An 18,637-nucleotide genomic window follows, 5' to 3' on the forward strand; every position below is an offset into this window, starting at 1 on the left:
CGGAGAGGGCTCATTGTTCCAGCGCACGGAGGCGAAGGGAACCGCTCGACCCCGCTTGCGCACCTTCATCGAGCGGCTGAATGACGTCCAAGCACTGCGTCAGGCAATGGGTGCGTCGGATAAGGAAGCGCTGATGCCGCACAGGAAAGTCGCGATGGATCAGCAACAACCCGACAGCGAGCTGCCTGAACCATCCCTCACCCGCCTTCGGCACCCTCTCCCGGAGGTAGAGGGAAAAGCCGTGCATGCTCGCAGCTCTTCAGAACCACATCGCGCCAGCGCCCTGCAGCTGTCCTTCTCCCTCCGGGAGAAGGTGGCCCGCAGCGACGGATGAGGGATGGTGTGGCCTGCAGGGAGCTCGGCGTGGCCTGGCTGGACGCGGCGGCGAGTTGCCTGAACCTTCCCCCGCCCGCCCTACTCGATCTCGCGGCGAAGCGGCGGTAGCGCGTTGAGGATTGCCTTGCCGTAGCGCTGGGTGACCATCCGCCGGTCGAGCAGCGTGATGCTGGCCCGGTCCGCCTCGGTGCGCAGGAACGTAGGGTGGATGACGCCTTTTTCATCCACCAAAAACGGTGGATCGGTAAAGCGCGATCCACCCTACGATTGCCACCTCCAACCTGCGCCGGCACCGAATCGGATAAGGAATGCCGAGACCAGCAGGGAGCTCGGCCTGGCCAGGTTTGGACGTGCCGGCGAGTGGCCTGAACCCTCCCCCGCCTGCCCTACTCGATCTCGCGGCGAAACGGCGGTAGCGCGTTGAGGATTGCCTTGCCGTAGCGCAGGGTGACCATGCGCCGGTCGAGCAAGGTAATGCTGCCGCGGTCGGCCTCGGTACGCAGCAGTCGGCCGCAGGCCTGCACCAGGCGTAGCGAGGCATCGGGCACGGCGATTTCCATGAAGGGATTGCCGCCGCGCGCCTCGATCCACTCGGCCAGCGCCGCCTCGACCGGATCGTCCGGCACCGCAAAGGGAATCTTGGCGATCACCACGTGCTCGCAATAGGCGCCGGGAAGGTCGACGCCCTCGGCAAAACTGGCCAGGCCGAACAGCACCCCCGGCTCGCCGGCATCCACCCGCGCCTTGTGCTTGTTCAGCGTCTCCTGCTTGGACAGGTTGCCCTGGATCAGCACGCGCTTGCGCCACTCGCGCTCCAGACCGTCGAAGACGTCCTGCATCTGCTTGCGCGAGGAGAACAGCACCAGGGTGCCGCGCGAGCCCTCGACCAGGCGTGGCAGCTCGCGGACGATGGCCGCGGTATGCGCCGGCACGTCACGCGGATCGGCCTTGAGATCGGGAATCCGCAACACCCCCGCCTCGGCATGGTGGAACGGACTGGGCACCACCGCGGTGGCAGCGCTGCGCGGCAAGCCGGCGCGCATGCGGTAGCGGTCGAAGGTGCCCAGTGCGGTCAGGGTCGCCGAGGTCGCCAGAGCACCATAGGCGACGTTCCACAGATTGCGCCGCAGGGTCTCGGCGGCGAGGATCGGGCTGGCGTTGACCTCGATATCGCCGAACTCGGCCAGGGTCAGCCAGCGCGCCATCGGCGGGCTGTCCTCGGGATCTTCAGTAGTGAAGGCGGTCCACAGCTCCCAGTTGCCCTGGGCGCGGGCCAGCAGGCTACCAAACAGCGGATACCACTCCTCGGCCTGGTGGCTGGCCAGGCCGACGCTGCCTTCGCCATCCATTGCCTGCTTGAGCAGCTCGGTCAGCCGGGTGAAGACGTCGTTCAGTTGCGCGAAGCCCTTCTTCAGTTCCAGGCCCATCTCGCTCAGATGCTCCGGCACCAGCCCGCCGACGAAGCGATGCCGCGGCCGCTCGCGACCGCTCATGTCCTCGCCGGCCTTGAAGTCGGCCAACTGCTCGCAGGCCGCGAACATGAACTGCTGCTGGCTACGCAGCTCGCGCGCTAGTTCCGGGACCTTCTCGATCAGCCGCCCCAGGTCGCCCGGCAGCGGATGCTGGGCGAGCAGCTTGGTCAGGTTCTTCTCCACCTGGCCGAGCCAGTCGGCGGTGGAGCGCAGGCGAGTGAAATGGGCGAAGTGGCCGATGGCCTTGTCCGGCAGGTGATGCGCCTCGTCGAACACATACAGGGTGTCGCGCGGGTCGGGCAGCACCGCGCCGCCGCCCAGCGCCAGGTCGGCCAGCACCATGTCGTGATTGGTGACGATGACATCGACCTTGGTCATGCCTTCGCGGGCCTTGTAGAAGGCGCACTGCTGGAAGTTCGGACAATGCCGGTTGGTGCATTGGCTGTGATCGGTGGTCAGCCGCGACCAGGCCGCATCGTCCAGCTCCTGCGCCCAGCTGTCGCGGTCGCCATCCCAGCGGTTGCCGGCGAGTTTCTCGACCATCTGGGTGTAGAGCTTCTGGCTGGCTTCGTCGACATCCAGACGAAAGCCTTCCTCCTCGAACATCTGCGCGGTGGCGCTCTGCGCCTGACCTTCCTGCAGCAGCGCATCCAGACGCGACAGACACAGGTAGCGACCACGCCCCTTGGCCAGGGCGAAGCTGAAATTCAGCCCGCTGTTGCGCATCAGATCTGGCAGATCCTTGAACACGATCTGCTCCTGCAGCGCCACCGTCGCGGTAGCGATCACCAGGCGTTTGCCGGCGGCCTTGGCCAGCGGAATGGTCGCCAGGCTGTAGGCCACCGTCTTGCCGGTCCCGGTGCCCGCCTCGACCGCCACCACTGCCGGCTCGCCGGCGCGGCGCCCTTCCTCGTCCACCTTGATCGTGCCGAGCACCTTGGCGATCTCGGCGATCATCAGGCGCTGGCCATAGCGCGGCTTGAGCTCCTTGGCCTCGAGAAAACGGCTGTAGGCACCCTGGATCTGGGATTTGAGTTCTGGGCTAAGCACTGGACAAATTTTCAGTATCGGCAACGGGCGGCTATCATAGCGCGCGTTTTTTCGACCGCCAGCGGAGTTTGCCGAATGTCCCCGTTTCACGCGCTTCTCGCCTTGCACAACCTCGCCGCGCTGGTCTGGGTCGGCGGCATGTTCTTCGCCTGGATGATCCTGCGCCCGGCCGCCGTCTCGGCCCTGCAACCGCCCGAGCGCCTGCGCCTGTGGTTCGATGTCTTCCCGCGCTTCTTCCTCTGGGTCTGGGCCGCGGTGCTGATCCTGCCGATCAGCGGTGTGGGCATGCTGCACATGGGTTTCGGCGGCTTTGCGCAGATGCCCTTCCATGTGCAGCTGATGATCGGCCTGTACCTGGTGATGCTGTCACTGTTCCTGCGCGTGCAACTGCTGCTTCTGCCACCGCTGCGTCGCGCGGTCGAAGCAGGCGACTGGCCGGCCGGCGGCGCCGCGCTGGGCGATATCCGCCGCATGGTCGGCGCCAACCTGCTGGTCGGCGTGGTACTGGTATTCGTCGCCGTCGCCCGCCCGAGTTTCTGAACCGCCTTTTCCGGCTTCACGAGGAACATCCATGAGCGCTCCGCTTTCCCAACGCACCCCGCAGCAGGCGCTGGCTGCCCTGCTCGCCCGCTACGCACCGCAGCGTGTGCTGCTGGTCGGCGCCAGCGAACTGCCGGCGCTCAGCGCCTGGCTGGAAGCCCACCCGTCCGCGCAACTGACGCACAACCCCGCCGCCGCCCTCAGCGCCGACCACGCGGGCGAGCGCTACGACCTTGCCCTGCTGGTCGACTGCCTGGAGCACATGCCCAAGCGCGACGCCCAGGAACTGCTCGGCGGCATCCGCAACCTCAACACCAACCGCGTTGCCGTGCTGGCCGACCTGGACGCCTGCCCCTGGCAGGAAACCGACTTCTTCGCCCTCGCCCTGCAGGCCAGCGAACGTTTCCAGCGCGACGAACAGACCCTGACCCTGTTCACCTACGATCTGCTCGACTACAAGCAGGTGCCCGACTGGCTCAACGCCAAGTTCTGGGCCAATCCGGAGAATTTTGGGAAGTACTGGTGGTGAGGCGCACATGACCTTGCAGCCGAACCTGTGCCCCTGCGGCAGCCAGCAAGCGCTGGCTCAGTGCTGCGGCCGCCTGCATGCCGGCGCGCTGCCCAACTGCGCTTCCGAACTGATGCGCTCACGCTACAGCGCCTACGCACTGGGTCTGATCGACTACCTGATCGCCACCACCCTGCCCGCCCAGCAGGCCGCGTTGGACCGCGCCGGCATCGAACAGTGGAGCCGGCAGAGCCAGTGGCTTGGCCTCGACGTGGAAAGCGAAGAAGCGGTGCCCGGCGACGCCCTGCACGCCCATGTCACCTTCATCGCCCGCTGGCGCGACGCCGGCGGCGAACATGCCCACCGCGAACGCTCGGCCTTCGTCCAGAGCGCCGGTCGCTGGTACTTCATCGACCCCACCGCACCGCTGAAAGCCGGCCGCAACGATCCCTGCCCGTGCGGTAATGGCGGCAAGTTCAAGAAGTGCTGCGCGCCTTATCTGGGCTAAGAACAGGGCATCCACGCAGATCGGCACCGAGCAAGCCCAGGCCCAGGATCGCATCCTCCACCCGCCCAACGCCAACTGTGGCGTCCGCACAGGCGTAACTCAGGCGGCGGACCTGGAAGCAAGACGCCGCACATGCCGATAGAGACATGCATCCCCTGCCGCGGCCACGCGCGCAGCACGTGCGCGCACGACACCTATAGTTTCCGCGGTACGCCCTTGTACCTGTAGTCTCGCCACTCGCTCCTCTGCACTGATCAGTGCGTCGCCGTCTACCTACACACCCAAAGGGGAGCAACCATGCGCCTGGCCGACTTCATCTTGGAAAACATCGAGCCCATCCTGCAGCACTGGGAAGACTTCGCCAAGACCATGACCCCCGGAGCCTCCGGGATGGACTCCGCGGAACTGCGCGACCACGCGGAACAGATGCTGTGCACCATCGCCGCCGATCTGCGCACCACCCAGACGGTCAAGGCACGGATCTCCAAATCCCAGGGCGAAGCGCCGGATTCGCGCGCAACCACCGCTGCCGAAACGCACGCGGACCTGCGCCACTTCTCGGGCTTCACCATCGGCCAGATGCTCGCCGAATACCGCGCGCTGCGCACCAGCGTGCTGATGCTGTGGATGCCCTCGGCGAAGGTGACCCCCGAGCAGAAGGTGTCGGACATCGTTCGCTTCAACGAAGCCATCGACCAGGCAATTGCCGAGTCGGTAGTCAGCTATACCGATGCCGTGGACGCCGCCCGCAACGTGTTTCTCGGCATTCTCGGGCATGACCTGCGCAGCCCCCTGGGCGCCATCCTGCTCAGTTCGGAAGTACTGCTGCGCGCGGGCGATCTAGCGCCCAAACCGACCAAGAACGTGTCGCGCATCTACACCAGCGTGAATCGCGCGATAAAGATCGTCGGCGACCTGCTCGACTTCACCCGCACCCATTCCGGCGCCGGCATCCCGGTACGCATGGTCGACGATGACCTGGCGCAGGCTTGCGAAGGCATGGTCGAGGAAGCCAGGGCCTACAACCCGGACCGGCAGATAGTGCTGCAGTCCGAACCCAGCCTCCTCGGCCACTTCGACAGATCGCGCATGGAGCAGGTGATCGCCAACCTGATCGGCAATGCCCTGCAGCACGGCGAGCCAGGCTCGACCGTCACCGTCAACCTGAGTAGCGACGACGGCCACGCCGTGCTGGCAGTGCACAACGCAGGAATGCCCATCGAAGAAAGCGCGAAAAGCAGCCTGTTCAACCCAATGGTCCGCCACCTGCAAAGCGGCAACCTCGAATATGGCGCCGGCCTGGGGCTTGGCCTCTACATCGCCTCGGCGATCGTCAACGCGCACATGGGCAGTATCGACGTCGACTCCAGCGCCGGTAGCGGAACGACCTTTACGGTGCGGATTCCATTGAATGAGTCCAAAGCGGCCTAGCGCAGAATCCTTGACTACCGGACGCTGTGAAGCCATCGGGGACAGACCACGAAATAACTAATTAACTCGTGGCCTGTCCCCACTTTTCAAGAAACTCAGCTTCCAACCCATCGACTTCTAATCGTTTTATTTCAAACTCGGCATAGACAAGCTCAACGCCAACAATGCAGCCATATAGCGTAGAGACCGGCACAACCAGATAAACAGAAATTGCTATTGCCAGAATTCCCGAAGCCGGGGCCAATATATTTGGCCATTTCACCTTCCAGCTCAGGATAAAAATCAAAAAACTCAGACATGAGAGCTGAACGCCTGATAGAAATTAATATCCATAAAACCGACAAAGCAGATAGCGCCGGATATTAATCAAGCGCAACTACGCCTGTATTTTTCCATCATTTTTTTGTCTGGCATGGGTTGAGCCAGCACGAAATAGGGTTGCGCCAGATTAGGATTGAAGACATACGTATAATGTGGCGCTTTATTTGCAGAGTGAATTGAATACTTCCCATACTTTTTGTCCAGCTCAACAGCTAGCCTGCTCAACTCATCGCGAGTTAGAGATGGGAAAATCTGCGCAATTCCCACAACCTTCCAACTCCCAGCGGTATCAAGTTGCAGTGTGAATTGTGTTTGCACACCTGCAGACTCAAGCGTCTTTCCGATCATGCTCCTGGGTGAGCATGCTTTGTTCACCGCAGGCAACATCATAAGTATTTTATTATCAAATCGACCCTGTAAAAGTGGCATAGCCAACTCCGCCGGGTACCTTGGGTAGGTAGCATCCAACTCCCGCTTCTTGCGAGGAGATAATTGACGACCAAATGACTCGACAGTTTCGTACCTGAACTCTTCAACCGCGTGTATTGAATCCCCCAGGCAAACACCCTCTACACATGGGCGAGCCTGGGCATAAAACGGGAAAAGCACAAGAGCCATTAACGCTGCGCAATATGAAACCGAATGAGCCTTCAACTCACCAACCCTCCATAAGTCCTTTAAGCTCATCGAGGGTTCGCCTTACCTCATACACGGTAGATTTGGCTTCACGAGCAGTTTGAGTAATATCCTGGACTGTTTCCACAGTGTCCCGCGCGCTCATCCCAGTATCAGGATTATTTGATGATCCTGCACGTACCTCATTCAACCGCGACTGTTGCCCTTGTTCAGACAGAATCGCATGGCTACCAAACTGATTGCCGTTACTGGCGCAGCCAGCCAAAGCAAATTGAACGCTAAACATAAAGGCAAAAGCATGCTTTTTCATTTTAAAGCTCCTTTTTTTGACAAAGTGAAGCCTCAAGAAATAACTTCCAGTTAAGGAATTCTCTTGTGCTATATGGGAACTCGACTGGAGGCCAAGCCGACCTATTCTAGACTTAGGGAATCAGCAATTAGCTTCAGAAATTAACATTTCGCGCAACTATAAAAATACGAAAGTCCCTGCCCTTACTCCCATGGCGCTCTACAGAAACAATATCTAAACCAACTTTTTCCATGGCGCTTTTTAACTGTGCAGCAGTGAAACACAGTACAGGCGGGGCTTTGCCTACAACTCGCATCAGCGGCAAGGCAATGTTTGGTATAAAGGGGTTCATCTCGCTCAGGCAGGGTGTCTTTGAGATTAGTAAGCCACCTGGCTTCAGAGACTTGACTAACGATTTTAGCGTCTGCGACAAACTCGACACTAAATGCAGCATGTTAAATGCCAAGACAATATCGAAAGCATTATCTTCCGATAAAGCCCCATCAGCATCTGCCAGACTGAACTCTAGCTGGGGCACAGGGTGGCTGGCGAGTTTCTCGCAAGCGATGGCAATCATCTGTTCGGATATATCTGTGGCCACCAATCGTCGCGTGGCAGGAGCCAACCGCAGTGCGGTTGATCCTGTGCCACAACCGATCTCCAGTACCTCATACTCCGTCGACAGCATTTCTTTTACGCGCAGCAACGTCCTTTCATAACCATCTAGGTCAGCAATAGGATCACTCGCATATTTGCGTGCCACTCGATTCCAGAAGCGTGCTTTGCTGGCCATGACAGCAGAGGTTGCATCTTCAGAACCTCGGCCGCTGGCGGAGATGAGAGGTGAGTACATGGGCGTGCGTCCTTTGCATGGATATGGCGAAACCCGACAACAGTGCTGATACTATCCCGGCCAATCACCTGACGGTATTGAGATAAATTGCAGAGAACATATGCATTTACGCATGGATAAGGTCGACTGGAATCAGCTACGAGCTTTTCTGGAGACAGCAGAGGCCGGCTCGTTGTCAGCAGCAGCGCGTAAGCTCGGGCAGACGCAACCCACTCTCAGTCGTCAGGTCGCCGCGCTTGAACAGAGTCTGGGGGTGACGCTTTTCGAGCGGGTAGGCAAAGCCATGGTGCTGACGTCAACGGGCAGTGATCTATTGGTGCATGCACGTCTGATGGGTGCTGCGGCTAGAGACCTGGGGCTTTCTGCTAAAGGTCGCTCGGAATCCCTAGAGGGCGTTGTTTCGGTATCGGCTTGCGACGGGATTGCATCCTACTTGCTCCCCAAAATCTTGCTTCGGCTCCGTAAGTTCGCGCCTGGAATATTTGTGGAGGTTGTTCCAACGGATGGCCTCAGTGACTTGCTTCGCCGTGAGGCAGACATTGCGATCCGCCATGTTTCTCCCACGGAACCTGAGTTAATTGGCCGATTGGTTCGCAATGCATCTGGATACTTTTATGCTGCCGAGAGCTGGGTGCGCGAAAATGGCCATCCACGCACGGCAGCCGATATCGCGCAACATGATTTTATTGGCGCAGACCGTTCCGGAAATTACCTGGCATTCTTGCAAGCTCATGGTCTGCCTGTAACAGCTGCTAATTTCCGCTGCTTTGCAGACAACACCGCGACTCATTGGGAAATGGTACGCCACGGCTTTGGAATAGGTGCTCAAATTGAGGATATTGCTAATGACACCGTAGGTGTTGTCCAAGTGCTTGAGGACGTGCCACCAGTAGCATTTCCGATCTGGCTGGTTACCCACAGGGAGCTACGCACAGCTCGATGCATACGTATAGTTTTTGATCTACTTTGCGATGCTCTTTCACGCTGATACTGAAACCCTATCGGCCAGCATTGCTTTTCCTCAGATTCCGGCTGACCTGACAGCCGCCATGAAGAGATTATCTGCTGGTCTAACCATCGTGGACAGATCACGAAATAACCAGCATCCTGCGCGCCCAGCAAGCCGCCCTCGATCGCACCTACATCAAACAGTGGAGCCGGCAGAGTCGGTGGCTCGAGCGGAACGTGAAAAGCCAAGAAGCGGCTCCGGGGACGCTTTTCCGCGCCCACGTCACCTTTACCGGACGCTGGTAATATCTCGCCCCCATGGCGTCGCTGAAAGCCGGTCGCAACGTTCGCTGCCCGTGTGAAATTGGCGGCAAGTTCAAGAAGTGCTTTGTGGGATTTATGGCCTGAAGATGGGCGGACAGGGTTCTGCCTGGCGCGAGGATTGGCATGTAACAAATTGACTGGCTGGTTACAGCCAGAAGCAGCCGTTTAAGGATTGGGGTAGAAGTTACTTGTGGCCCATAACCTTCATAAACCTGAACATCTCATTGCCCTCCCGTTCTTGATGGACCTGAACCGAAGCCTGGTTTGGATCCGGATGAAATTTGTTGTAGAACTCAACAATTTTGAAGCCACACCTATTTACATAAAAGTGAATGTTTCGCTTCTCAAAATAGGGGGTTACGGTTTCCCAGACATTGGTGTTTGGATACTCGTTCTCGATTGCCCTCCAGGCTTGTAACCCTAGCCCACGACTCTGCTGGCTGGTTGAAATGAAGAAGAATGACAATGAGTTTAGATTGCTTATTTCATCAATTACTATAATCGCGCCGCCGACACGCTGATCGTTTTCCATGATCCAGTAGATAGCAGCCCCATCAACAGCGATGGACTGCTCTATGTCCTCATCAGAAGGAATGGGCTCTTCAAGCGGCTGACCTGAGTCAGCTTCTGCTGCCACGCGGAACGAGTCCTGGAGAGCAGTTTTAAACTCGCTGAGAGTGCCTACGTTAGCCTTCAGGAGTTTGACCATTCTGGAATCCTCGAACGTTCTGTTAGTCGATTCGCAAGATCCACTGGTAGTGAGATCGTGCGGCTAAATATATTGGAGATGAATACGCCGAAGAAGGTGATCCCGAGGCCTGTTCCCAACTCGTACGCAGTGGCTTCCAGCGAGCCCTCCGCCCCACCGTTACTGGCTTCCACCGACCCCATGATCGCAGTGGGCGACGCCGTCTGACGGCCAGCTCTACTGAGCCGCTCTGACAGCGGCAGTCTCCGCGAGATCGCGCTCGTGCAGACCACCACCCAGCGATTTGTACAATGCCACCCGGTTGGCGATTTCCTCCCGGCGCAGCTCCAGCAGCGCTTGCCGTGCGGCGTGCAACTGGCGCTGGGCATCCAGCAGTTCCAGACGCCCATCGACTCCTGCGCGGTAACGCAAGTCGGACAGTTGCAAACGCCGCTCGGCAGCGGTTACCGCGCGAAGTTGCGCCTCCATTTGACGGTCGAAGGTGGCGGTACCGGCGAGGGCATCGGCCACCTCGCGGAAGGCCGTCTGGATGGCGCGCTCGTACTGCGCGACTGCCTCGGTTTTGCGTACCTCGGCCAGGCGCAGCTCAGCGCGCAGGCGCCCGCCCTGGAACAGCGGCTGGGAAATCTGCGGGGCGAAACGCCAGACCCGCCTTGCCGGGTCGAACAAACTGCCGAGCGAGGTGCTGGCATAGCCGAACGACGCAGTCAGGGAAATCTGCGGGAAGAACGCCGCCCGCGCCGCGCCGATATCGGCATTGGCGGCCACCAGCAGCTGCTCGGCCTGGCGCAGGTCTGGCCGGCTCAGCAGCAGGTCGGCCGGTAGCCCGGCCGGCAGCTGCGCGATCACCACCTGGCGCTGCAATGGCAAAGCGGCGGGCAGATCGCTCGGCAGTTCGCTGCCCACCAGCAGCTGCAGGGCGTTATCCGCCTGTGCCAGGGCACGCCGGCGTGCTTCGAGATCGGCTTCGGCCAGGGCTACCTGCGCTTCGGCCTGGGCCACGTCCAGGCTGCTGCTCTGCTCGGCCTGCTTGAGCAGGCGCGCCAGTTCCAGCGACTGCCGCCAGTCGGCCAGGGTGCGCTCGGTCAGTTGCAGTTGCTCGCCGGCCAGACGCTGGGCGAAGTACGCCTCGGCTACCGCGCCGACCAGGGCGATCTGCGCCGCATCACGCCCGTGCTCGCTGGCCAGGTAACGGTTAAATGCCGCATCGGACAGCGCCCGCACACGGCCGAACAGGTCCAGCTCGAAGGCGCTGAGCGCGACGTTCACGCCGCTCTGCTGGCTGACCTCGCGGCTGGCCTGGCTGTGTCCATCACCACTCACGCTGCGTTCACGCGTGCGCGTCGCCTCCAGCCCCACGGCCGGCAGGCGCGCGGCGCGCTGGATGTTCCCCTGCGCCTGCGCCGCCTCGACGTTGAGGGTGGCCAGGCGCAGGTCGCGGTTATTGCTCAGGGCCAGGTCGATCAGCCGTCGCAGGCGCGGATCGCCAAACATCGTACGCCAGCCGAGTGCGCTGGCCGGCGACGCCGAAGCCGGTGTTGCGGCGGCCACGGGAAAGCTCGGCGGCACCGGCGCGGCCGTGCGTTGCAGAGTTGGTGTCATCGAGCAGGCGCTCAGGCAGCCGAGTAGGGACAGGGTCAGTAACAGGCGCATCACGGGTTCTCCCGAGTCAGCGCAGCAGTGCCACGCCGAGCACGCCAGGCGCTGAATCGCTCCTGCGTGCCGATGACGAAGACAAAAAAGGCCGGCACGAAGAAAACCGCCAACAGGGTGCCGCTAAGCATGCCGCCGAACACCCCGGTGCCGATGGCGTGCTGGGTTTCCGCGCTGGCGCCAGAAGCGAGCATCAGCGGCACCACGCCGAGGGTGAACGCCAGCGAGGTCATCAGGATCGGGCGCAGGCGCAGACGCGCAGCGGTCACGGCGGCGTCGATCAGCGTGCGTCCCTCACCGTGCAACTGGCGGGCGAACTCGACGATGAGGATGGCGTTCTTCGCCGACAGGCCGATAAGGGTGATCATCCCCACCTTGAAGAACACGTCATTGGGCATGCCGCGCAACATCACCGCCGCCACCGCACCGAGCAGGCCCAACGGCACCACCAGCATTACCGATAGCGGGATCGACCAGCTCTCGTACAGCGCCGACAGCACCAGAAACACCACCAGCGCCGACAGCAGCATCAGCAGCGGTGCCTGCGCCGCCGACTGGCGTTCCTGCAATGACACGCCCGTCCAGGCTGCGGCATAGCCCTTGGGCAACTGCGCGACCAGACGTTCCATTTCAGCCATCGCTGCTCCACTGGACACGCCGGGCGCTGCTCCTCCGGAAATACGCACCGCCGGGAAGCCCTGGTAACGCAGCATCTGTTGCGGTGATTCGCTCCACACCGGCGTCACCACCTCGCGCAGCGGCACCATGCCGCCGCTGGCGTTGCGCACACGCAGGCCGAGCACGTCGTCCAGTTGCATGCGCGCGGAGGCGTCGGCCTGCAGGATGACCTGCTGCAGGCGTCCGGTGTTGGGGAAATCGTTGACGTACAACGAGCCCATGGCCGCCGACAACGTGCTGCTCACGGCCGCGAAGGACAGGCCCATGGCCTCGGCCTTCTGCCGGTCGATCTCCAGACGGATGCTCTCGCCGGGCGGCAGGCCATCCGGGTAGACGTCGCTGACGACGCTGCTCTGCGCGGCCAGTTCCAGCAGTTGTGCCTGCGCGGCCTGCAAGGCGGCTTCGCCACGATTGGCGCGATCCTGCAGGATCATGGTGAAACCGGAGGACGTGCCCAACTCGTCGATGGCCGGAGGCATCAGGCTCATCACCGTGCCCTCGACGTTGTCGGCCATGGCCTGCTGCGCCAGCGCGGCTTCTTCGGCGGCCGTGGCGCCATCACGCTGATCCCAGTCCTTGAGCATGGTGAAGGCCATGGCCGCGTTGGGGCCGGAGCCCGCGAAGCTGAAGCCCAGCACCACCAGGTTGGCGTCCAGTCCTGGGCGCGAGGCGACGTGCGCCTCGTAGGCCTTGACCACGTCCAGCGTGCGCTCGCTGGTAGCGCCGGTGGGCAGCTGGATGGAAGTCATGAAGTAGCCCTGATCCTCCTCGGGCAGGAACGACGACGGCAACTGCGCGGCCGCGACGGCCAGCACCGCGCAAAGCACGGCGAAGGCCGCCATCATTCGTCCGCTGCGCCCGACCAGGCGTGCCACCTGCGCGCCATAGCTCGCGGTGAGGCGTTCGAAGCCGCGGTTGAAGGCGCCGAAGAAGCCGCGTTTTGCATGATGGTCGGCGTTCACCGGGCGCAGCAGCGTGGCGCAGAGTGCCGGCGTCAGGCTCAGGGCGAGGAAGGCCGAGAACAGGATCGACACCGCCATCGACAGGCTGAACTGCTGGTAGATCACCCCCACCGAGCCACTGCCAAAGGCCATGGGGATGAACACGGCGGTGAGCACCAGGGTGATGCCGATCACCGCGCCGGTGATTTCCTGCATCGCCCGTGAGGTGGCTTCTTTCGGCGACAGCCCCTGGGTGGCCATCAGCCGTTCGACGTTCTCCACCACCACGATGGCGTCGTCGACGATGATGCCGATGGCCAGCACCATGCCGAACATGGTCAGCGAGTTGATCGAGAACCCGGCCAGCAGCATCACCGCGAAGGTGCCGAGCAGTGCGATGGGCGCGACGATGGCCGGAATCAGGGTGTAGCGCAGGTTCTGCAGGAACAGGAACATCACCAGGAACACCAGCACCATGGCCTCGAACAGGGTGTGGATCACCTTCTCGATGGACACCTTGACGAAGGGCGCGGTGTCGAACGGTACCGAGTAGGCCATGCCGGCCGGCATGCTCGGCGCCAGTTCAGCCAGGCGTTCGCGCACCGCCGAAGCGGTGCGCACGGCGTTGGCACCGGGCGACAACTGGATGGCGGCACTGGTCGCCGCCAAGCCGTTCTCGCGGTTGGAGAAGGCGTAGGACTCGGCGCCCAGTTCGATCCGCGCCACGTCACCGAGCACCACCCTGGCACCGTCGGCGCCCGCGCGCAGTACGATGGCAGCGAACTGCTCCGGCGTGGTCAGTTGCCCTTGCACGGTCAGCGGTACGGTCAGGCGTTGGCCGGGCAATGCAGGCTCGTCACCTATGCGGCCGGGGGCGATCTGCGCGTTCTGCTGCTCGATGGCCTGGGCCAGCTCGTTCATGGTCAGGCCGTAGGCGGTGAGCTTGTTCGGGTCGACCCAGACGCGCATGGCCTGCTCTGCGCCGAACAGTTGCACACGCCCCACGCCGTCGATACGCCGCAGCTCCTGGACAATGTTGCGCGCCAGGTAGTCGTTCAGGGCGACCTCATCGAACTGACCGTTGGGCGAGGTCAGACCGACCATCATCAGAAAGCTCGAGGCGGCGGACTCCACCTGCAGGCCGTTCTGCCTTACGGCCTGGGGCAGGCGCGGTTCGACGGCCTTGACGCGGTTCTGCACGTCCACCTGGGCCAGCTCCGTATCGGTGCCCGGCTTGAAGGTGGCCGTGATCTGCGCGGAGCCTGAGGTATCCACCGAGGACTCGAAGTACAACAGGTTCTTCACCCCCGACAGCTCGCGCTCGACCAAACTCACCACCGAGTCGTTGAGCGTCTGCGGGGTGGCCCCCGGATAGCTGGCGTAGAGGGTCACCGACGGCGGCGCCACCGACGGATATCGGGCGATGGGCAATTGCGGGATGGCGATGATGCCGCCCAGCACGATGAACAGGGCGATCACCCAGGCAAACACCGGGCGGTTGATGAAAAACTGCGGCATGACGGCTTCTCCGGACTCAGCGCGCGACGGCGCTAAGTTGTTCGCCGTTGACGGCGGGTTGCCAGGGGCGCGTGGCGACCTGGGCGTCGGGACTCAGGCGTTCGATGCCCTCGACCACCACCTGCTGTCCGACGCTGAGCCCGGACACGACGCGGTAGTGGCGCTCGACCAGTTCACCGAGTTCGATGGGCACCGGGCTTACCCGGCCCTGAGCATCCACCACCCACACGCTGGTGTGGCCCGCGCTGCGGGTCACCGCCTGCTGCGGCACGCGGAGAGCGGCGGAGTAATGTGCTCGCGGAATCCGCGCCTGCACGTAGAGACCCGGCAGCAGGCGGCGTTGCGGGTTGTCCACCAGCACCCGCAACAGAACGTCGCCGGTGCCGGCATCCACCTCGACGCCGGAAAACAGGACGCGCCCGCGCATGCCCAGCGGTTTACCGTCGCTGCCGAGGATGTCCACGCCCAGCTCCGGCGCCGCTGCGCCGGCCTGCTGACGCAGCGCGTCCAGCACTGAAGCGGACTGGCGTACGTCGACGTACACCTGGTCGATCTGCTGAATGCGCGCCATGGGCGTGGCATCGCTCGGCGACACCAGTGCACCTTCGCTGACCAGCGCCTGGTCGATCCTCCCGGCAATCGGTGCCTCGACGCTGGCGAACTGCAGGTCCAGTTTGCGCCGCGCCAGCGCCGCCTTGGCCTGAGCCACATCGGCGGCGGCCTGCTCGCGCAGCGCCACAGCATCGTCATACACCTGGCGGCTGACCGCCTCGGCCTGCACCAGCGGGGTGAGCCGCTCGACCTGCACGCGCGCCCGTGCCAGAACCGCCTCGGTACGCTGCAGCGCTGCGGCGGCGCTGTCGACCTCGGCCTTGAACGGCGCCGGGTTGATCTGGAACAGCACGGCACCGGCCGCGATCTCGGCACCCTGCTCGAACAGGCGACGCTGCACGATGCCGCCGATCTGCGCGCGAATCTCGGCGCTGCGCACGGCGGCCACCCGCGCGGGCAGAACCTCGCTGATCGCCAGTTCGTGCGCTTGCAGTGTCAGTACCGACACCGCAACAGGCGGCGGAGCTTCGGCTTCCTGTGGCGCCGCATCACAACCTGCCAGTGCCAGTACGGCAAGTCCTGCGAACACGACGCCCAGAGGCCGCTGTTTACTGCCCATAACCCACTCCTCGTTGCACGCTACGCCCAGGTGACCTGATGTCGACCGGGGGCTGATCGAGGCTGAAGTCTGAGGTGTGGCTATTGCGAATGATTCGAGGCTTTGTGGAGAAAGCATGGAGGGCGCTATAAAATTCAGCGCCACCGTCCGCGAGGCTGTCCATGTCCGATCTCAATGCGCGCACCAGCCCTACCTCCCACGCCTCGGCACTGGTGCTGATCGCCGAGGACGAGGCCGAGATCGCCGACATCCTCATTGCCTACCTGCAACGCAACGGCCTGCGCACCCAGCACGCCAGTGACGGCCAGCAGGCATTGGCCCTGCACCAGGCACTCAAGCCGGATCTGTTGCTGCTCGACGTGCAGATGCCTGTGCTCGATGGCTGGAAGGTGCTGAGTGAAATCCGCTCCCGCGGCGACACTCCGGTGATCATGCTCACCGCGCTCGACCAGGACATCGACAAGCTCATGGGTCTGCGCCTGGGCGCCGACGACTACGTGGTCAAACCCTTCAACCCGGCTGAGGTGGTGGCACGTGTTCAGGCGGTGCTGCGGCGCACGCGGGCGAGCGCACCCGTCGCGACCCAGATGCTGCGCGTCGGCGCCTTCCAGATCGACCTGGACAGCCATGAAGCCAGCGTGCAGCAGCATGGCCAAACACACGCGCTAGAGCTGACCCTGACCGAGTTCAAACTGCTGGCGTGCCTGATGCGCGCACCGAAACGAGCGTTCAGCCGCGCCGAACTCCTGGAGAGCTGCCTGCCCGAAGGTGACACCCAGGAACGCACCGTGGACAGCCACATCAGCAAACTGCGCAAGAAGCTTGAAGCGCTCGATATCCAGGGCGTGCCGGCCAGTGTCTGGGGCGTGGGCTATCGCTTTGGCGTCGAGCAATGAAACCAACACCGGGCCTGCGCCGGCAGTTCATCCAGTCCCTGGCGGTGATGGGGCTGAGCATCATCTTCATCGCCGTATTCGGCTCCTACGCGTTCTACGCCATCGCATCGGCTTACATGCCGGGCAGCATCTCAGAAACCTGGATACCCTCGCGGGTAGAGATGATCTGGATTGGCTGCACCATTGCCACCGCACTGGCTATGTCGGTGTTTGTCGCCATTCGCCTGTCGCGACGCCTGATCACCCCGCTGAACTCGGTGGCACACAGCCTGCGCGAAGTGGCCCAGGGCAATCTCACGGCACGCGCACCGCTGGACGAACAGGCCACCGGCGAGACGGCCCAACTGGTACGCGACTTCAACGTCATGGCTGAGCGCCTGCAGAGCATGACCCGTGAGCGCGAGTTCTGGAACGCCGCCATCGCCCACGAGCTGCGCACGCCGGTGACCATACTGCGCGGTCGCCTGCAGGGTCTGGCAGAAGGCGTGTTCGATCCCAGCAACGAGCTGTTCGAGGGGCTGCTGCGCCAGGTGGGGGGACTGAACCGCTTGATCGAAGACTTGCGCGTGCTGAGTCTCAGGGACAGTGGCCACCTGGACATACAGCGCACCAGGGTCCGCCTGGCCGATGAACTCAGCGTCGTGCTGAGGGCCTTCGCCGAGCCGCTGGCGTCCAAGGGCTTTCACCTGCACGACGAACTGGATGCCAACTTGCTGGTGGAGTGCGACGCGCTGCGCATCCGCCAGGCGCTGATGGCGCTGCTGGAGAACGCCCTGCGCCATGCCGACCCAGGCAACCTGCGAGTGCGTCTGGAACAGGTCGGCGACGACTGTCAGTTGAGCGTGGAAGACGATGGCCCCGGCATTGATAGCGAACTGACCAGCGAGATCTTCGAGGCCTTTCGTCGTGGAGATCCTTCGCGCTCTCGAAAGAATGGTGGCAGCGGCCTAGGACTCGCCGTGGTCAAAGCCATCGCAGAGGGTCATGGCGGTCATGCGATATGCCGACCGGCTGGCCCGGGAAGTTCATTCGTGATTGCCTGGCCAGCCAGCATGCAAATTTCACAGAGATAGTTCGTTAACCCAGTGTCCGCAATTGGCCGATAGCCGCCACTCCCTTGGCCGCAGCCACCTAGAGATAGTGGCTGCGATGGATCCCCACGACAAAGCCGCCATTGCCCATGTAGCTCCAGGCATAGGTCACGCCGCTCAGCTCGCTCTTGAGCGTGACCAATCGATCCTCCGGCACCCAGGTCGGGATGATCACCACAGCCATGCCCGTGCCGCCCTGCGGAATGGTCCTGACCTTTTCGACGTCCACCAGCGCGTCCTGGCAAAACGACCTGTATGTGGAGGCGATCTCGCTGATGATGTGTTCCTTGTGCGCAATGCGATTGAGGCCAAGGCACTTGAGCTCGACGCCGAAGCGGGTGTCGGGGAACCACAGGTCGATTTGGCGCTTATCGTCCCAGACATGCTGTTCCGGAAACACCTGGCCAAAGGACCACTTGCCGGTCATTTCGATCTTCAGCCAGTTCTCCCAACCACCGGAGTACTGGCTGAAGCCTTCGATCTCGCGTTTCTTTGCGGTGAGGATGGCGTCGAGCGCTTGCACCACTTCCTGGTAGTTCATGGCTGTTTCTCCCTTGATGGACGCTGTGCTGATGAGGGCATGGAGCCCCGATGAGGCTGTTGAAACTCCCGGCGCAGCCGCCCCATCCGTCCTTTCCAGGCACAGCGTTCAAGGATCGGGGCAAAGCTGCTGCAGGTAGTGAAGCAAAGGTTGGCGAATTTGCTTTCGGGCGACGTCCCTGCCCGCGTTGGCAGTCATGCCGCCCGGCCGATCGTCTTCGATA

The 18,637-nt window shown here is 62.4% G+C and carries 17 protein-coding genes and 1 pseudogene; 8 read left to right on the top strand and 10 right to left on the bottom strand.

The features are described 5' to 3' along the window. The first annotated feature begins 55 nt into the window (after nt 1-55). Nucleotides 56-334, top strand: a complete 279-nt coding sequence (locus DBO85_RS19010) for a hypothetical protein (RefSeq protein WP_146168157.1) — start codon at nt 56-58, stop codon at nt 332-334. Nucleotides 335-414: 80 nt separating this feature from the next. Here the strand turns inward: DBO85_RS19010 and DBO85_RS19185 are convergent. Next, a pseudogene (locus DBO85_RS19185) lies at nt 415-531 on the bottom strand (helicase C-terminal domain-containing protein); the annotation flags it as partial. A 191-nt stretch (nt 532-722) separates the two neighbouring features. Then, a complete protein-coding gene (dinG, locus tag DBO85_RS03380) occupies nt 723-2,858 on the bottom strand; it encodes an ATP-dependent DNA helicase DinG (RefSeq protein WP_108105245.1) in 2,136 nt (711 codons plus the stop codon). 75 nt (nt 2,859-2,933) lie between these two features. Between dinG and DBO85_RS03385 the strand changes: the two genes are divergently transcribed. The 4 genes from DBO85_RS03385 (at nt 2,934) to DBO85_RS03400 (ending at nt 5,845) form a co-directional block, all read left to right on the top strand. After that, nucleotides 2,934-3,398 (top strand): CopD family protein, encoded by a 465-nt coding sequence (locus tag DBO85_RS03385; RefSeq protein WP_108105247.1) that lies wholly within the window; start codon nt 2,934-2,936, stop codon nt 3,396-3,398. A gap of 31 nt (nt 3,399-3,429) precedes the next feature. Next, nucleotides 3,430-3,927 (top strand): DUF6231 family protein, encoded by a 498-nt coding sequence (locus DBO85_RS03390; protein WP_108105249.1) that lies wholly within the window; start codon nt 3,430-3,432, stop codon nt 3,925-3,927. A gap of 7 nt (nt 3,928-3,934) precedes the next feature. Then, nucleotides 3,935-4,414: a YchJ family protein gene (locus DBO85_RS03395; RefSeq protein WP_407681440.1), complete on the top strand. Its 480-nt coding sequence runs from the start codon at nt 3,935-3,937 to the stop codon at nt 4,412-4,414. 297 nt (nt 4,415-4,711) lie between these two features. After that, entirely contained in the window at nt 4,712-5,845 is a 1,134-nt protein-coding gene (locus DBO85_RS03400) for a sensor histidine kinase (RefSeq protein ID WP_108105251.1), read from the top strand. Between the two features lie 366 nt (nt 5,846-6,211). Here DBO85_RS03400 and DBO85_RS19015 read toward each other — a convergent pair whose 3' ends face one another. The 3 genes from DBO85_RS19015 to DBO85_RS03405 all read right to left on the bottom strand — a co-directional run bounded on the left by DBO85_RS19015 (nt 6,212) and on the right by DBO85_RS03405 (nt 7,944). After that, nucleotides 6,212-6,853, bottom strand: coding sequence for a hypothetical protein (locus tag DBO85_RS19015; RefSeq protein WP_146168158.1), 642 nt, complete (start codon nt 6,851-6,853; stop codon nt 6,212-6,214). Then, complete coding sequence (locus DBO85_RS19020) at nt 6,822-7,112, bottom strand: hypothetical protein (RefSeq protein ID WP_146168159.1); 291 nt, start codon at nt 7,110-7,112, stop codon at nt 6,822-6,824. The genes DBO85_RS19015 and DBO85_RS19020 overlap by 32 nt, the downstream gene beginning before the upstream one ends. Nucleotides 7,113-7,245: 133 nt before the next feature. Then, nucleotides 7,246-7,944 (bottom strand): class I SAM-dependent methyltransferase, encoded by a 699-nt coding sequence (locus DBO85_RS03405; RefSeq protein ID WP_108105253.1) that lies wholly within the window; start codon nt 7,942-7,944, stop codon nt 7,246-7,248. 112 nt (nt 7,945-8,056) lie between these two features. On the opposite strand from DBO85_RS03405, the gene DBO85_RS03410 reads away from it, so the two are divergent. After that, a complete protein-coding gene (locus DBO85_RS03410; RefSeq protein ID WP_108105557.1) occupies nt 8,057-8,932 on the top strand; it encodes a LysR family transcriptional regulator in 876 nt (291 codons plus the stop codon). Nucleotides 8,933-9,400: 468 nt separating this feature from the next. On the opposite strand, the gene DBO85_RS03415 is transcribed toward DBO85_RS03410, so the two are convergent. The 4 genes from DBO85_RS03415 to DBO85_RS03435 all read right to left on the bottom strand — a co-directional run bounded on the left by DBO85_RS03415 (nt 9,401) and on the right by DBO85_RS03435 (nt 15,886). Beyond that, nucleotides 9,401-9,925 carry a GNAT family N-acetyltransferase gene (locus tag DBO85_RS03415; protein ID WP_108105255.1) on the bottom strand — a complete coding sequence of 175 codons (525 nt, stop codon included), beginning with the start codon at nt 9,923-9,925 and terminating at the stop codon, nt 9,401-9,403. 216 nt (nt 9,926-10,141) lie between these two features. Continuing rightward, a complete protein-coding gene (locus DBO85_RS03425) occupies nt 10,142-11,578 on the bottom strand; it encodes an efflux transporter outer membrane subunit (protein ID WP_108105257.1) in 1,437 nt (478 codons plus the stop codon). Then, nucleotides 11,578-14,715 carry a multidrug efflux RND transporter permease subunit gene (locus DBO85_RS03430; protein WP_108105259.1) on the bottom strand — a complete coding sequence of 1,046 codons (3,138 nt, stop codon included), beginning with the start codon at nt 14,713-14,715 and terminating at the stop codon, nt 11,578-11,580. The genes DBO85_RS03425 and DBO85_RS03430 overlap by 1 nt, the downstream gene beginning before the upstream one ends. A 16-nt stretch (nt 14,716-14,731) precedes the next feature. Then, on the bottom strand, nt 14,732-15,886 hold the full coding sequence (locus tag DBO85_RS03435; protein WP_108105261.1) for an efflux RND transporter periplasmic adaptor subunit: 1,155 nt from the start codon (nt 15,884-15,886) through the stop codon (nt 14,732-14,734). 161 nt (nt 15,887-16,047) lie between these two features. Between DBO85_RS03435 and DBO85_RS03440 the strand changes: the two genes are divergently transcribed. Continuing rightward, nucleotides 16,048-16,782, top strand: a complete 735-nt coding sequence (locus tag DBO85_RS03440) for a response regulator (RefSeq protein ID WP_108105263.1) — start codon at nt 16,048-16,050, stop codon at nt 16,780-16,782. Further along, nucleotides 16,779-17,855: an ATP-binding protein gene (locus DBO85_RS03445; RefSeq protein WP_108105265.1), complete on the top strand. Its 1,077-nt coding sequence runs from the start codon at nt 16,779-16,781 to the stop codon at nt 17,853-17,855. Before DBO85_RS03440 ends, DBO85_RS03445 begins: the two co-directional genes overlap by 4 nt. A gap of 58 nt (nt 17,856-17,913) precedes the next feature. Here DBO85_RS03445 and DBO85_RS03450 read toward each other — a convergent pair whose 3' ends face one another. Then, the gene (locus DBO85_RS03450) at nt 17,914-18,414 is read right to left on the bottom strand and encodes a hypothetical protein (protein ID WP_108105266.1); all 501 of its coding nucleotides are present in this window, start codon (nt 18,412-18,414) and stop codon (nt 17,914-17,916) included. Between the last annotated feature and the right edge of the window lie 223 nt (nt 18,415-18,637).

The organism is Pseudomonas mangrovi, from assembly GCF_003052585.1.
Taxonomy (GTDB): Bacteria; Pseudomonadota; Gammaproteobacteria; order Pseudomonadales; family Pseudomonadaceae; genus Aquipseudomonas; species Aquipseudomonas mangrovi.